The sequence below is a fragment of the Bacillus sp. SLBN-46 genome (genome assembly GCF_031453555.1).
Classification (GTDB): domain Bacteria; phylum Bacillota; class Bacilli; order Bacillales; family Cytobacillaceae; genus Neobacillus.
The window spans coordinates 2,045,583-2,058,601 of sequence record NZ_JAVIZM010000001.1; the positions used below are offsets into that span (position 1 = coordinate 2,045,583).

A 13,019-nucleotide genomic window follows, 5' to 3' on the forward strand; every position below is an offset into this window, starting at 1 on the left:
ATGAGAAACAAACTTTATATAGGGCTCCTCATACTTGCGTTTATCTTCCAAGGTTCATTCATCCGAGTGGAAGCGGCAAAACAAATTGACTATAAATCTGCAGAATTTAAAGCAGTTGCCCAGCAATTTGCCTGTACATGTGGCTGTGGGCAGGATCATTATGAATGTGACCCCAATACGTGCAGTCTCACTACCGATTTTAAAAAAGATTTAGTAGAGATGATGAACAAGGGCTGGGATAAAGATAAAATCCGTGAATATTATGTCAATATTTACGGTGAAGAGATCTTGACGTCGCCGGAAAAAAGCGGATTTAGTTTAACAGCTTGGGTTCTACCCTTTGTTGTGTTAGGAGCAGCAGCAATCGCAGTATTTATGATCATTCGTAAATGGGTGAAAAAAAGAGGAACTGAAGAGGCTGTCTCTGAATACGAGGACACAAAGGATGAAGTTGAAGGAGAAATCCTTTCTTCCATGATCGATGAAGAACGCAAAAAGTATCTTTAGGATGTGAACAAAATGCAGGATATTTCAATCATCTCGATGATTTTTACAGCCACTATAGCGCTGACTTGTCTATTTTTAATATTGTCACCATTATTTAAGTGGGATGCGTATATAACTACTAGCACAAAAACTCAGGATATAGCGACTACCAAAGAAGCTCTCTTGACCACTCTTAACGAGATAGAATTTGAATACAAGATGGATAAAATATCGCACACGGATTATAAGGTTTTAAAGCGACAATACGAAACAGAAGTTGCAAGTATCATGAAGGAAGAAGAACAATTGATTGATAAAAGTGTTGACGCTGATTTAATGGCAGAAGTGGAAAAAGAAATCGAGGAACAAATGCAAAGCTATAAAAATAAAAAGGGGGAAGGAAAGTGATCAAGAAAATCACCGTCTTCTTCCTTGGACTGATGCTGCTACTACCGTTCCACGGTTTGGCGGCATCTGATTCAAATATTACCGTTGATATGCATTATATTGTGGTCAGTCCAGCTGAAGATGGATCAACCAATATGATGAATATGGTGAACTATTCTAATACTTCAGGTGAGGAATATAAAGGGAATGGGCAAGGTGAGGCAGTATTAAGTGTCTCCATTCCAAAAGGAGCCAAAGATCTAAATTTTCTAGATAATAAGATTGCTTTTAAAGAGGTTGATAAAGGCTTTATTACAACCACACCGGTTCCAGCAAATCAAACAATGGTCCTTCCATATAGCTATAGAATGCCAAAGGGAGAAGAAATCAATCTAACAGCAGATTATTCAGTCCAAATGATGCAGATTCTTGTGCCAGAAGGTATGGGAAGTATTGAAGTAAAGGGTATAGAGGCAACAAGCCAAGGGCTCTTCAAATTTGATGACCAAAATTATTTTGGCTATAGCATAGAAGGAATTAAAGCAAACCAAACGTTCACAATGGTGTACAACAAAGATGTTCAGCCTCCATCAGATACAACGGCTAAGAGTCAAAATGCAAGTGAAAATGCAAACAATAGTTCAGTCACACACACTGCACCTGCTTTTCATAATCCAGGTCATTTAAGGATGTGGGCACAATCGCCATTACATCGGTTTAATCCACACGTCTTTCTAATTATTATTGGTGCTATTTTGATTGCGGGCATTTCTTACTATGCTTATTTTAGAAGAAAAGCGAGATTAGAAGAAGAAAGACTAGGTGCTGATAAAGAAGAAAAAGCCTTTAAGCAGCTAATGGCTAAGCAAAAGGCTATTCTAGATAAGATTATCGAGTTAGAAGAAACCTTTGGTGATGGAAAGCTATCAGAGAACGACTATCACGCAAAGCTTGCTGCTTATAAACAGCATCTAGTCCAAGTGAAATTAAATTTACGTAACTATGTTGAATAGCAACTGGAATGGGAGGGACCGCAATTGATTGACATAAAGAAGCTAACGAAGCAAGCTGACAATAAACTGATCTTACGTGGGATAGACCTCTCGATAAAAAAAGGAGAAACAGTTGCCATACTAGGACCTAACGGTGCTGGTAAAAGTACGCTTTTAAAGGTGTTGGCAACATTAATAAAACCAACATCTGGATTGGTTAAAATAAATGGTTTAGACCTCAAAAAGGACCATATCGAGATAAAAAAAGTATTGGGTTATTTACCCCATTCCAGTCTGCTATACGATCATTATTCTCCACTTGAAAATTTAGTTTTCTTTGGGAATATTTACGGAGTTAAGAATGTGGAGGAGAAAGCCATTCAACTGGTTAAAGAAGTAGGGTTATCCTTCTTTCTGAATGAGCCGGTTAAGAACTTTTCCCGCGGCATGATACAAAGGATTGCCATTGCACGAGCCATTGTTCATGATCCAGAAGTTCTCCTGTTAGATGAACCACACACAGGGTTAGATCAAGGTGCTATAACAATTCTTAATAATGTAATCCTTTCTATGAAGGATAGAGGTGCGACTACATTAATGGTTACGCATGATTTTAAACAGGCAGCCGAGATTTGCGATCGGATTATAATTGTGAAAAATGGAAAAATCGTCGATGACTTTAAAATGGAAAATCATAATTTAGGGTACGTTTCCGAAAAATACGAGCTTCAAGTGGAGGGGGTCTCATGAACTTATTTCGAACAGCCCTCTTACTAGCAAAAAAAGATTTGTATTCGGAATTAAAAACAAAGCAAATTCTAGTAACACAAATCATTTTCGCTGGACTTGTGATTGTCGTTTTCAGCTTTGCCTTTGATCCTGCTAATAATACAACAAAGGCTGTCATCCCTGGGGTGGTTTGGGTCATAATCGTATTTGCCGGTATTTTAGGCCTTAACCGGTCCTTTATCTCGGAACAGCGAAATGATACGATTCAAGGATTATTTGTTGCACCGATGGAGGCAGCAAGTATTTATTTAGGAAAGTTTCTTGCAAATTTTATCATGATCCTTGTGGTTGAACTAGTTTCGATTCCGTTTCTATTTTTATTATTTGATTTTAAATTCTTTGGAAGTATTCCATATTTCATTTTAGTAGTTTTCCTAGGAAGCTTCGGATTTATAGCAATCGGCACATTCTTGGCTGCGCTTTCTGCCAATTCAAAAAGCAGTGAAATGCTGCTGCCGTTACTTTTATTCCCGATTACCACTCCGATATTAATTGGTGTGGTTCAAGCAACTCGAATTATCTTAACGAATATGGAGAAGTTTTCAAGTGCCTTAGCGTGGATCCAATTGGTTACCGCGTATGATGTGATATTCTTTGTGATTTGTATATTATTAATCGATTATGTTCTGGAGGTTTAAATGATGAGTATGAATCTCGAACGAGAGAAAGCGATACTTCCTGAGACTCAGTTGGCTGATACTAAAAAACTTAATGTATCCCGTATTTTGTTTGTCGGCACAGTGATCTCCATGTTAGTTTCCCTATATTTTATTTTTATTTTTGCAGCAGAAGAAACAACCATGCATGCAGCGCAAAAAATCTTTTATTTTCATGTAAGTTCAGCGTGGCTAGCTTTTATGGCGTTTTTTGTGACATTCGTGTTCAGTATTTTGTTTTTAATCAAGCGGAAAAGAATTTTTGATACTTACGCTTATGTTTCTGCAGAGATTGGTGTTGTTTTCACCATTATTGTTTTGACAACAGGACCTATTTGGGCAAGATCAGCCTGGAACACTTGGTGGGTATGGGAACCAAGATTAATTACAACTTTAATCCTATTTTTTATCTATATTGCCTACATTATGATTCGACAAATGGATGGAGTGTGGGATAAAAAAGCACGACTAGCATCTGTATTTGGAATCATAGGGTTCGCCGATGTTCCGATCGTATTCTTTGCTATTCGCTGGTGGCAAACGAAATTTCACCCAATTGTTTTTGGTGAGGGACCTTCCCAAAAAGGTGGCGGAATTGAGGATAGTATGCTTGTAGCGTTACTTATCACAATTACTGCTTTCACTATTTTTTATGCCTACCTTCTTCATAAAGGTGTTTCCTTTGAAAATATGAAAATTAAAGTAGAACGTTATAAAGAAAAATTAAGAGAACAATTAGAAAACTAGGAGGAATCTAAAATGAACTATGAATATATGTTGGGTGCCTATTCCGTAGCATGGGGTGTAATTTTTGCGTATATGCTTATTGTGGGTAAAAGACATACGAAGCTGAAGAAGGAAATAGAGTTCTTAAAACAACTAGAAAAATAAGTAAGGGGAGCAGGAGGAAATAAGATGAACAAACGAGTCATCAAATTGCTCGTCATGATTCTAATTATTGGGATGTTTGCTTTCTTTGCTTATAGTCTGGTAACAAAAGGGAAACACACCGATGTAGGCGATAAGGCTTATAATTTTGAACTTCCAAACCTAAATGGCAGCAATACCAAGCTAGCGGATTATAAGGGTGAGGTAGTTATTTTGAATTATTTTGCCAGCTGGTGTGCTCCTTGTAAAGACGAATTCCCAGAGTTAGAAGCTTTCCAAAAAGATTATGGTGATCAATATAATCTTCTTATGATTAATCGTGGAGAGACACAGGATAAGATTAAGAAAGTAACAGAAAACAATAAAGCAGGAATGAATTACCTATTTGATTATAATGCTAAGGTATCAAAATTATATAATGTAACTGGGCAGCCTGAGACGTTTGTTATTGATAAACAAGGAGTAATCAGAGAACACTTTAATGGACCCGTTACAGAAATGCAATTGTATAATTGGGCAAAGAAATATAATAAGTAAAGAGAGGATTGACCCATCATATGATGGTGTCAACCTCTTTTTTTATATAGTTCGATAGTGAAACTCTGCTGATATGTTTGCTTTTATTTTTATTTGTCCAGGTTCCAAAGGAGTGGTGCTCATAGCTTTCACCATTGTTTCCGGCTGATAAGAATAAGGGTGAATTGGACTGCTGCCTTCCACGATTAAACTAGGGGTGGGTATTAATGTAACGTTAATCGAGTCGGCAATTGTCTTTGCTTTCCCAATCGCATTGTTTACTGCCATAACTAAGGCGCGTTGATAATAAGGATCTTTATTATTTACTGTAAATTGAATGTTTGATACATAATTAACCCCATTTTGTACAGCGTTGTCTACCACCTTTCCTATCATGGTTAAATCTTCTATTTTCACCTGTAAAATATGAGTTACCTTATATCCTCTAAAAATTTGTTTCCCTTGTTCATAGTCGTAATCAGATTCTATTCGGTAATCAAATGTTTGTATATGTGTTTGGGGAATTCCAAGTTCCACTAAAGATTGAATGACCTTTGTACTTTGAATGGCATTTTGCTGCTGTGCTGGTATTAGTTCCTTGCCTTCCGTAATAACGCCTAAGTTAACAGAAGCTAAGTCGGGCTGGACCGCCATTTCTCCCTCCCCAGTAACTTTTATTAAATGCTGCCCTCTATGATGGCCTCCACCCCGGTTAGGCTGCTGATAATGATACACATTAATTTCCTCCTCAACATTACGCTTTCCTATAAAATACTCCTTCCTCTTCTGAAATGTTCCTATTTAGTAGGGTAATCCTTGTGATTCAACCTTTTCTAGTAAACCTAGTAAAAAAATAGAATGAAATGACAGATTTGAAAGTCATAATGTGTCCAAGCAGGCATACATTTTAAATAATGAGAAAGGCAAATCAAGGAGGAACCAGTCATGGAAGGAATCCTAAATTTTTTACCCAAAAATATTGCAGATCTAATTAACCAAATCCCTCCTGAGCAAAAAGAAGAACTTGAAGAAATTCGCATTCGTATAAATCGACCAATTGAAATGACCTTAAAGGGAGCACCAAAATTTCTAACCTACATTATACAACCTGAGGATGCGTTTCACCTGATGAATAAAATAAGCCATTTTTTCAATTTATACACTTGAGGAAGAACTTAAGCGGGGTTATATAACTGTTTCTGGGGGACACCGCATTGGGTTGGCTGGAAAGGTCATTCTTGAGGAGGGAAAAGTAAAGGCGATTAGGGATATCTCCTCTTTTAACATTAGGATTGCAAGAGAAAAGGTAGGTATTGCTGAACCCATTGTGCCTTTTCTTTTTAAAAACAGCTGGATGCATACCATGATTATAGGACCGCCTCAAACAGGGAAAACGACACTGCTGCGTGATATAGCAAGAATCATATCATCTGGTAATTGGTCAAAGGGAATAGAGGCTTGCAAGGTTGGGATTGTTGATGAACGTAGTGAGATTGCTGGATGTGTAAATGGAGTGCCGCAATTAACGTTTGGTCACCGACTTGATGTTCTGGATGCCTGTCCAAAGGCTGAAGGAATGATGATGCTCATTCGTTCAATGAGTCCAGATGTCTTAATCGTTGACGAAATTGGCCGTAAAGAAGATGCCGAAGCGATCCAGGAGGCAGTACATGCTGGAATCAAATTAATCATGACCACACACGGGACGAGCATTGAGGAGATTAGAAAACGTCCCTCTTTAAAGGAGATTATTGATCAGGATATTTTTCAACGATTTATCGTCCTTAGTAGGGCATCGGGACCAGGTACGATTACCCATATTTTAGATTCTAGCGGTAAAGAACTAACGCAAAAAGTGAGAGTGACATAAATGATTAAGCTATTAGGGGCTATTATCATAATTGTTGCCACTACTTGGACAGGGTTTGAGGCTGCAAAACATTTAAGTGAGCGGCCGAGGCAGCTTAGAGCACTAAGGTCGGCGCTGCAGTCACTTGAAGCAGAAATCATGTATGGACATACACCATTGCATGAAGCATCAAGGAGACTAGCTGAACAACTTACTAACCCACTATCCACCTTTTTTGACTCATTTGCAAAGAAACTTACAGACACAGAAACAACTGTTAAAGAAGCTTGGGAAACAAGTTTAAAAGAGGTTTGGAAGGCGACAGCCTTAAAACAGGGTGAATTTGAAATTATGAAGCAGTTTGGGGAAACCCTTGGTCGTCATGATCGCTTTTCCCAACAAAAACATATTATGCTAACTCTTTCCCATCTTGAAAGAGAAGAAGCGGATGCCATCGACCGGCAAGCAAAATATGAAAAAATGGTAAAGAGCCTAGGATTTTTGTCGGGATTGTTACTAATTATTTTATTATTTTAGGGGGAAAAGCAATGGGTTTAGAAGTGGATATTATTTTCAAAATAGCTGGTGTGGGGATCGTAGTGGCCTTCTTGCATACCGTGCTTGATCAGGTGGGCAAAAAAGAGTATGCACAATGGGTTACCTTATTTGGTTTTATTTATATTTTATTTCAGGTTGCATCTATTGTGGATGACCTGTTCCAGAAAATAAAATCGGTTTTCTTATTTCAATAGAGAGGGGGGCTTTGCTATTGAAATCATTAAAATTGTCGGTGTAGCTCTCATTGCGACCTTTCTTGCTCTCATCATTAAGGAGCAAAAGCCAAACTTTGCCTTCCTTTTAATTGTGTTTGTCGGCTGTGTCATTTTTCTTTTTTTAGTTGATAAAATCTATGAAATCATTCATATGCTTGAAAAATTAGCAGTGAATGCACGGGTAAATCTCGTTTATGTTGAAACCATTCTCAAAATCATTGGTATTGCTTATATTGCAGAATTTGCTACTCAAATAACAAAGGATGCGGGTCAAGGAGCAATCGCCTCTAAGATTGAATTAGCAGGAAAAGTAATCATTCTCGCGATGGCGATTCCTATATTAACCGTTTTAATTGAAACCATTATTAAATTAATTCCGAGCTAATCACAGTCTTTTAATGAGGTGTTTATAAAATGAAGCAGAGGCTGCAGATTATTCCTATTATCATTCTTGTATTCTTTTTTTTACTCACTCCAAGTGTCCAAGCTGCTGAAGAGCCGAAAGCTAACACTTCCTCTCTTTCTCCACAGGAGCTTGTTGATGCTCAACTGGAAACCTTAGATTTAGAGGAGTTAAAACAATTTTGGGAGGACATTACTGATAAGTATGGTGGGTTTCTCCCAGAAAGTCAGAAGGGAAGTTTATATGATTTCATAAAAGGAGATAAGAAATTTTCCTTTAAGCAATGGGGTCAGGGGATCTTGAAATTCGCTTTTCATGAATTTGTAGCAAATGGGAAATTGCTTGGTTCGTTAATTATGTTAACCATATTTAGTATGTTCCTGCAATCTATGCAAAACGCGTTTGAGAAAAGTGCGATTAGTAAGGTGGCCTATTCCATTGTTTATATGGTTCTTGTCATCCTTGCGCTTAATAGTTTTCATATTGCTATCAGCTACACAAATGAAGCGATTGGGACTATGACGTCCTTTATCCTGGCACTTGTTCCTCTTCTGCTAGCATTAATTGCTGCTTCTGGAGGACTTATATCGGCCGCATTTTTCCATCCTGTGATTTTATTTCTAATGAATATGAGTGGTTTATTCATGCAATATATCATTCTTCCACTTTTATTCTTAGCAACATTGTTAAGTATCGTAAGTACAATGTCCGAACAATACAAAGTTTCGCAGTTAGCTCAGTTACTGAGAAACTGGAGTATCGGATTAATGGGTCTATTCTTAACCGTGTTTTTGGGTGTGATCTCGGTTCAAGGTGCATCCGCTGCAGTAACGGATGGTGTCACAATAAGGACGGCAAAATTTGTTACCGGTAATTTCATTCCCGTAATTGGCAGAATGTTTACGGACGCAACAGATACGGTTGTAAGTGCTTCGGTTCTATTAAAAAATACTGTTGGGATTGCAGGAGTAGCTATTTTGCTAATTATCGTTGCTTTCCCAGCAATAAAAATATTAATGATCGCTTTCATTTATAAATTCGCAGCTGCCATTCTTCAACCATTAGGCGGTGGTCCAATCATTAAATGCTTGGATATTATCAGTAAAAGTGTCATTTATGTTTTTGCTGCATTAGGGATTGTTTCACTGATGTTCTTTTTAAGTATTACAGTCATTGTCGCGGCTGGAAATCTAACAATGATGATGAGATAGGGGGGAGCAAAAATGGAGTTTTTAACAGAGTGGGTAACGAATATTATTTTATTTATCCTGTTAGCAACGGTAATTGATATGCTCCTTCCTAATTCAGGTCTGCAAAAGTATACGAAGATGGTTACAGGATTGCTCTTAATTGCTATTATTCTCACCCCCATCTTTAAATTAATCTCCAAAGACTTTGAAACGACACTTGCATCGATCCCTTCATTTCAAGCACCGGGTGAAAAAAATATGAAAAATTTAATAGATTTAAAGAAAAAAGAAATACAAGCTTCCCAACATGCATATATTTTAGAAGAAATGGCTGTCCAGCTAAAAAAGGACGTTAAGGAGGAGTTGATGGAACAATACGGATTGGAGATAGCAAAAGTTGATATAGCAATAAATGAAGAAAGCGACCAAGCATTCCCTGAAAACCTCCAAAAGGTTATGGTTCTTCTGAGACAACCGGAAAATGGCGTAAAGACAGTCGAAGCGATAAAACAAATCGAAATAAACACTGAAAAACCTCTTCCATCAAAAGGATCAACAGAAGAAACAGAAAAAATTGCCTCATTTCTTTCGCAAAAATGGAATGTAACTGAAGAAACTGTAGAAGTTTCGATTGAAGGGGGGATTAAAAAGAAGAATGGATAACAAACAAGGACCATTTTCATGGCTCAAAAAAATACTTAAATTAGATGAAAAAACAGACAAGAAACCAAGTAAATACCAATATATGCTTCTCGTTCTTTGTATTGGTGCAGCGTTTATGCTTGTGGGGAACATAGTATTCAAAACCGATACAAGTCCTACAGATATTCCAGCATCAACAAATACAAAGGGAGAGGCGGAGGATGTCCCTACATTTGGCTTGAAAAAGAGCTCAGGTAATAAGGCCATAGCTGAATATGAAGAAAAGTATGAGGATCAGCTAAAGAAGGCAATTCAAGAAATGTTAGGCGTGAATGATGTTACTGTCGTGGTGAATATTGATTCAACAGATAAGAAGGTTTTAGAGAAAAATAGAGTCTCCAAATCACAAACAACGGATGAAACTGATCGTGAAGGTGGACAACGGAAAGTACAGGAATCCTCAACGGATGAACAACTTGTTATTATACGCGATGGGGAAAATGAAGGACCAATTGTAGTAGAAACGAAAAAACCTGAAATTCGCGGTGTACTTGTTGTTGCAAAGGGTGCTGACAATATTCAGGTGAAAAAATGGATTGTAGAAGCAGTCACAAGGGCGTTAGGAGTGCCAAGCCACCGTGTCGCCGTTATGCCTAAAAAATAAGAGGGGGATTTTATATGTTATTAAAGAAACAAACAGTATGGTTATTAACAATGTTAAGCTTAGTGGTTGTCCTTTCGGTGTATTACATTACTTCACCAGAGCAAAAGTCTAATGATCTTGCGGCTGTGCAGCAAAATGCAAAAGATCAAATGGATCAAAAGCAGGCTAATTCAAAAACTGAGGCTAAGGATGGAAAAACAATTGTATCAACTGTAGCAGGTGATGATGCATTTGAGGAACTTCGTATGAAGCTTGATGACCTAAGAAGCGAAATGCAAGAAGATTTAACTACTCAACTAGCTTCCACTGATCTTCCAGCAGATGAGCGTAGTAAGGTGAAAGATCAAATGGATCGATTAAACCAAACTGCTCAAAAAGAAGAAATTCTTGAAACATTAATTAGAACGATGGGTTATGAAGATGCTTTAGTTAGAGCTGATGGAGAGCAAGTAAGGGTAACAGTAAAATCTAAGAAAAAGCCATCAGCTTCAGAAGCAAATAAAATTATTCAACAGGTAAAGAAAGAAATTGGAGAGACCAATTACGTAGCAGTGGAATTCCAGCCATCAAAATAAAAGGGAACATAACTAAAGGAGAGTCAATGACTTTCCTTTTTTATTGTTTGACTTATGTTAAAGCGTAGTGCCTGGAGCGGAAATCAACAGGCATGTTTAAGATGGTTAATGTTTAATTAAAAATTAATTAGGGAAAAATATTCATTTGAGGATAATCAAATTGTTAAAATTCCCTTTTTCATATAAAAAGTTTAAGATAAAAGATGAAAGGGAATGAGTGAAATGTTTCGAGGAAACAATTTAACTTATTGAATTTTTACTAACTATTATCGTATAGTATTAGTAGCTAGTCCTAATTAAAGTGTTACAAGGGGTGTTACTCAAATGTTAAAAGTACAAGAAATTCGTGAATTAATTAAATTGGTAGACCAGTCCAGCATTGATGAATTTGTATATGAAAATGAAGGCTCAAAAATTCAAATGAAGAAAAATGCTGCAGCGGTGGTAACGACAGTTCAACCAGTTCTACAAGCTGCACCTGTTCAAACAGCACCAGCTCCAGTCGCTGTACCTGCTGCCGTAGCAGAAACAAAACAAGAAGCACCGAAAGTGGAAGCGACAAACCAAGTTGATACATCCAATCTACATAAAATCACATCACCTATGGTAGGTACTTTTTATGCTTCGCCAACACCAGATGCAGATGTTTATGTAAAAGCAGGAGATAAGGTATCAAAAGATTCAATCGTATGTATTGTTGAAGCAATGAAATTATTTAATGAAATTGAAGCTGAAGTAAATGGCGAAATTGTAGAAGTACTAGTTCAAAATGGTCAATTAGTAGAATACGGACAGCCTTTATTTTTAGTAAAGCCTGAATAAGGAGCGATAACAGGATGATAAAAAAACTGTTAATTGCAAACAGAGGAGAAATTGCAGTAAGAATTATTCGCGCCTGCCGAGAAATGGGTATTGAATCTGTTGCTGTTTTCTCAGAAGCAGACCGTGAAGCATTACATGTTCAATTGGCAGATGAAGCCTATTGCATTGGACCTAAATCATCAAAAGATAGTTATTTGAACGTGACAAATATTATTAGTGTAGCAAAACTAACTGCCTGCGATGCGATCCACCCTGGCTATGGATTCTTGGCGGAAAATGCAGATTTTGCAGAGCTTTGTAGAGAATGTAATATCATTTTTGTCGGGCCGAGTCCTGAGGCAATTACCAAAATGGGAACGAAGGATATTGCAAGGGAAACTATGCGAGAAGCAGGAGTACCAATCGTTCCAGGTTCAACAGGAATAATTAATGATATCGAGCAAGCTCTTGAACTTGTCGAGAGAATTCAATATCCGGTTATCATTAAAGCAACAGCAGGTGGTGGCGGTAAAGGAATCCGCGTGGCAAAAAACGAACAAGAGTTAATTAAGGGCATTTCGATTACTCAACAGGAAGCAATGACAGCATTCGGTAATCCTGGTGTATATATTGAAAAATATATAGAGGATTTCCGCCATGTAGAAATTCAAGTCCTAGCTGATACCTACGGAAACACGATCCATTTAGGAGAACGTGACTGCACGATCCAACGTCGACTGCAAAAACTTCTTGAAGAAACACCTTCACCAGCACTTGATGGTGAAATTCGAGAAGAAATGGGTAATGCAGCAGTAAAAGCTGCGAAAGCAGTTGATTATTCGGGTGCTGGCACGGTAGAATTTATATATGACTACCGCAATCGTAAGTTTTATTTTATGGAAATGAACACGAGGATTCAGGTTGAGCATCCCGTAACAGAAATGGTCACTGGAATAGACCTCATTAAAGAACAAATTCGTGTGGCACAAGGCGAGAAGCTAACAGTAAATCAAAAGGATGTTACATTTACTGGCTGGGCAATGGAGTGCCGGATTAATGCAGAGAATCCGGAAAAGAACTTTATGCCTTCTGCTGGTAAAATTAATATGTACCTACCTCCTGGCGGGTTAGGCGTGCGTATTGATTCAGCGGCATATCCAGGATATACTATTCCGCCTTATTATGATTCCATGATTGCGAAAGTTATCACATATGGCAGCACTAGGGAAGAGGCAATTTCCAGAATGAAACGGGCATTGAGTGAGTTTGTTGTAGAAGGGATTCAAACCACGATTCCTTTCCACTTAAAGTTACTTGATCATGAAACATTCGTTGACGGACAATTCAATACAAAATTCCTAGAATTGTATGATGTGATGAAGACTATTTAATATCTGGAGGTGTTACG

Annotated in this window: 18 protein-coding genes and 1 pseudogene; 18 read left to right on the forward strand and 1 reads right to left on the reverse strand. The window is 37.7% G+C overall.

What is annotated here, in order from left to right:
- Genes QFZ87_RS10420 through QFZ87_RS10455 form a run of 8 tightly spaced genes read left to right on the forward strand, consistent with a single transcriptional unit; the run spans nt 1 to nt 4,735 of the window.
- Entirely contained in the window at nt 1–507 is a 507-nt protein-coding gene (locus QFZ87_RS10420) for a cytochrome c-type biogenesis protein (RefSeq protein WP_309860733.1), read from the forward strand.
- Nucleotides 508–519: 12 nt separating this feature from the next.
- A complete protein-coding gene (locus QFZ87_RS10425) occupies nt 520–894 on the forward strand; it encodes a hypothetical protein (RefSeq protein ID WP_309860735.1) in 375 nt (124 codons plus the stop codon).
- The gene (locus tag QFZ87_RS10430) at nt 891–1,886 is read left to right on the forward strand and encodes a hypothetical protein (RefSeq protein WP_309860738.1); all 996 of its coding nucleotides are present in this window, start codon (nt 891–893) and stop codon (nt 1,884–1,886) included. Before QFZ87_RS10425 ends, QFZ87_RS10430 begins: the two co-directional genes overlap by 4 nt.
- A gap of 24 nt (nt 1,887–1,910) precedes the next feature.
- Nucleotides 1,911–2,615 carry a heme ABC exporter ATP-binding protein CcmA gene (gene ccmA, locus QFZ87_RS10435; protein ID WP_309860741.1) on the forward strand — a complete coding sequence of 235 codons (705 nt, stop codon included), beginning with the start codon at nt 1,911–1,913 and terminating at the stop codon, nt 2,613–2,615.
- Entirely contained in the window at nt 2,612–3,292 is a 681-nt protein-coding gene (locus tag QFZ87_RS10440) for a heme exporter protein CcmB (protein WP_308083224.1), read from the forward strand. Before ccmA ends, QFZ87_RS10440 begins: the two co-directional genes overlap by 4 nt.
- On the forward strand, nt 3,293–4,057 hold the full coding sequence (locus QFZ87_RS10445; RefSeq protein ID WP_396133911.1) for a cytochrome c biogenesis protein: 765 nt from the start codon (nt 3,293–3,295) through the stop codon (nt 4,055–4,057).
- A 12-nt stretch (nt 4,058–4,069) separates the two neighbouring features.
- Nucleotides 4,070–4,201, forward strand: coding sequence for a CcmD family protein (locus QFZ87_RS10450; RefSeq protein WP_309860746.1), 132 nt, complete (start codon nt 4,070–4,072; stop codon nt 4,199–4,201).
- 24 nt (nt 4,202–4,225) lie between these two features.
- On the forward strand, nt 4,226–4,735 hold the full coding sequence (locus QFZ87_RS10455; RefSeq protein ID WP_309860749.1) for a TlpA family protein disulfide reductase: 510 nt from the start codon (nt 4,226–4,228) through the stop codon (nt 4,733–4,735).
- Nucleotides 4,736–4,777: 42 nt separating this feature from the next.
- Here the strand turns inward: QFZ87_RS10455 and QFZ87_RS10460 are convergent, their stop codons facing one another.
- Nucleotides 4,778–5,449 (reverse strand): SIMPL domain-containing protein, encoded by a 672-nt coding sequence (locus QFZ87_RS10460; RefSeq protein WP_309860752.1) that lies wholly within the window; start codon nt 5,447–5,449, stop codon nt 4,778–4,780.
- Nucleotides 5,450–5,659: 210 nt separating this feature from the next.
- Between QFZ87_RS10460 and spoIIIAA the strand changes: the two are divergent.
- The 10 genes and pseudogenes from spoIIIAA to accC all read left to right on the forward strand — a co-directional run bounded on the left by spoIIIAA (nt 5,660) and on the right by accC (nt 13,002).
- Nucleotides 5,660–6,584: pseudogene (gene spoIIIAA / locus QFZ87_RS10465) on the forward strand (stage III sporulation protein AA).
- Nucleotides 6,585–7,100 carry a stage III sporulation protein SpoIIIAB gene (gene spoIIIAB, locus QFZ87_RS10470; protein WP_308083229.1) on the forward strand — a complete coding sequence of 172 codons (516 nt, stop codon included), beginning with the start codon at nt 6,585–6,587 and terminating at the stop codon, nt 7,098–7,100.
- A gap of 11 nt (nt 7,101–7,111) precedes the next feature.
- The gene (spoIIIAC, locus tag QFZ87_RS10475; RefSeq protein WP_007084610.1) at nt 7,112–7,315 is read left to right on the forward strand and encodes a stage III sporulation protein AC; all 204 of its coding nucleotides are present in this window, start codon (nt 7,112–7,114) and stop codon (nt 7,313–7,315) included.
- A gap of 16 nt (nt 7,316–7,331) precedes the next feature.
- The gene (gene spoIIIAD, locus QFZ87_RS10480) at nt 7,332–7,721 is read left to right on the forward strand and encodes a stage III sporulation protein AD (RefSeq protein WP_309867770.1); all 390 of its coding nucleotides are present in this window, start codon (nt 7,332–7,334) and stop codon (nt 7,719–7,721) included.
- A gap of 29 nt (nt 7,722–7,750) precedes the next feature.
- Nucleotides 7,751–8,950: a stage III sporulation protein AE gene (spoIIIAE, locus tag QFZ87_RS10485; RefSeq protein ID WP_309860757.1), complete on the forward strand. Its 1,200-nt coding sequence runs from the start codon at nt 7,751–7,753 to the stop codon at nt 8,948–8,950.
- Between the two features lie 12 nt (nt 8,951–8,962).
- Entirely contained in the window at nt 8,963–9,592 is a 630-nt protein-coding gene (spoIIIAF, locus tag QFZ87_RS10490) for a stage III sporulation protein AF (RefSeq protein WP_309860761.1), read from the forward strand.
- On the forward strand, nt 9,585–10,235 hold the full coding sequence (spoIIIAG, locus tag QFZ87_RS10495; protein ID WP_309860764.1) for a stage III sporulation protein AG: 651 nt from the start codon (nt 9,585–9,587) through the stop codon (nt 10,233–10,235). Before spoIIIAF ends, spoIIIAG begins: the two co-directional genes overlap by 8 nt.
- 14 nt (nt 10,236–10,249) lie before the next feature.
- Nucleotides 10,250–10,810 carry a SpoIIIAH-like family protein gene (locus tag QFZ87_RS10500; RefSeq protein WP_309860765.1) on the forward strand — a complete coding sequence of 187 codons (561 nt, stop codon included), beginning with the start codon at nt 10,250–10,252 and terminating at the stop codon, nt 10,808–10,810.
- Between the two features lie 324 nt (nt 10,811–11,134).
- On the forward strand, nt 11,135–11,632 hold the full coding sequence (gene accB, locus QFZ87_RS10505) for an acetyl-CoA carboxylase biotin carboxyl carrier protein (protein WP_309860768.1): 498 nt from the start codon (nt 11,135–11,137) through the stop codon (nt 11,630–11,632).
- A gap of 14 nt (nt 11,633–11,646) precedes the next feature.
- Nucleotides 11,647–13,002, forward strand: coding sequence for an acetyl-CoA carboxylase biotin carboxylase subunit (gene accC, locus QFZ87_RS10510; protein ID WP_309860771.1), 1,356 nt, complete (start codon nt 11,647–11,649; stop codon nt 13,000–13,002).
- Nucleotides 13,003–13,019: the final 17 nt, after the last annotated feature.

What these genes read in the sequence shown, in the direction of transcription:
- QFZ87_RS10420 (WP_309860733.1), top strand. Translation starts at nt 1, where the DNA reads ATGAGAAACAAACTTTATATAGGGCTCCTCATACTTGCGTTTATCTTC.
- QFZ87_RS10425 (WP_309860735.1), top strand. Translation starts at nt 520, where the DNA reads ATGCAGGATATTTCAATCATCTCGATGATTTTTACAGCCACTATAGCG.
- QFZ87_RS10440 (WP_308083224.1), top strand. Translation starts at nt 2,612, where the DNA reads ATGAACTTATTTCGAACAGCCCTCTTACTAGCAAAAAAAGATTTGTAT.
- QFZ87_RS10445 (WP_396133911.1), top strand. Translation starts at nt 3,293, where the DNA reads ATGATGAGTATGAATCTCGAACGAGAGAAAGCGATACTTCCTGAGACT.
- QFZ87_RS10450 (WP_309860746.1), top strand. Translation starts at nt 4,070, where the DNA reads ATGAACTATGAATATATGTTGGGTGCCTATTCCGTAGCATGGGGTGTA.
- QFZ87_RS10455 (WP_309860749.1), top strand. Translation starts at nt 4,226, where the DNA reads ATGAACAAACGAGTCATCAAATTGCTCGTCATGATTCTAATTATTGGG.
- spoIIIAB (WP_308083229.1), top strand. Translation starts at nt 6,585, where the DNA reads ATGATTAAGCTATTAGGGGCTATTATCATAATTGTTGCCACTACTTGG.
- spoIIIAC (WP_007084610.1), top strand. Translation starts at nt 7,112, where the DNA reads ATGGGTTTAGAAGTGGATATTATTTTCAAAATAGCTGGTGTGGGGATC.
- spoIIIAE (WP_309860757.1), top strand. Translation starts at nt 7,751, where the DNA reads ATGAAGCAGAGGCTGCAGATTATTCCTATTATCATTCTTGTATTCTTT.
- spoIIIAF (WP_309860761.1), top strand. Translation starts at nt 8,963, where the DNA reads ATGGAGTTTTTAACAGAGTGGGTAACGAATATTATTTTATTTATCCTG.
- spoIIIAG (WP_309860764.1), top strand. Translation starts at nt 9,585, where the DNA reads ATGGATAACAAACAAGGACCATTTTCATGGCTCAAAAAAATACTTAAA.
- QFZ87_RS10500 (WP_309860765.1), top strand. Translation starts at nt 10,250, where the DNA reads ATGTTATTAAAGAAACAAACAGTATGGTTATTAACAATGTTAAGCTTA.
- accB (WP_309860768.1), top strand. Translation starts at nt 11,135, where the DNA reads ATGTTAAAAGTACAAGAAATTCGTGAATTAATTAAATTGGTAGACCAG.
- accC (WP_309860771.1), top strand. Translation starts at nt 11,647, where the DNA reads ATGATAAAAAAACTGTTAATTGCAAACAGAGGAGAAATTGCAGTAAGA.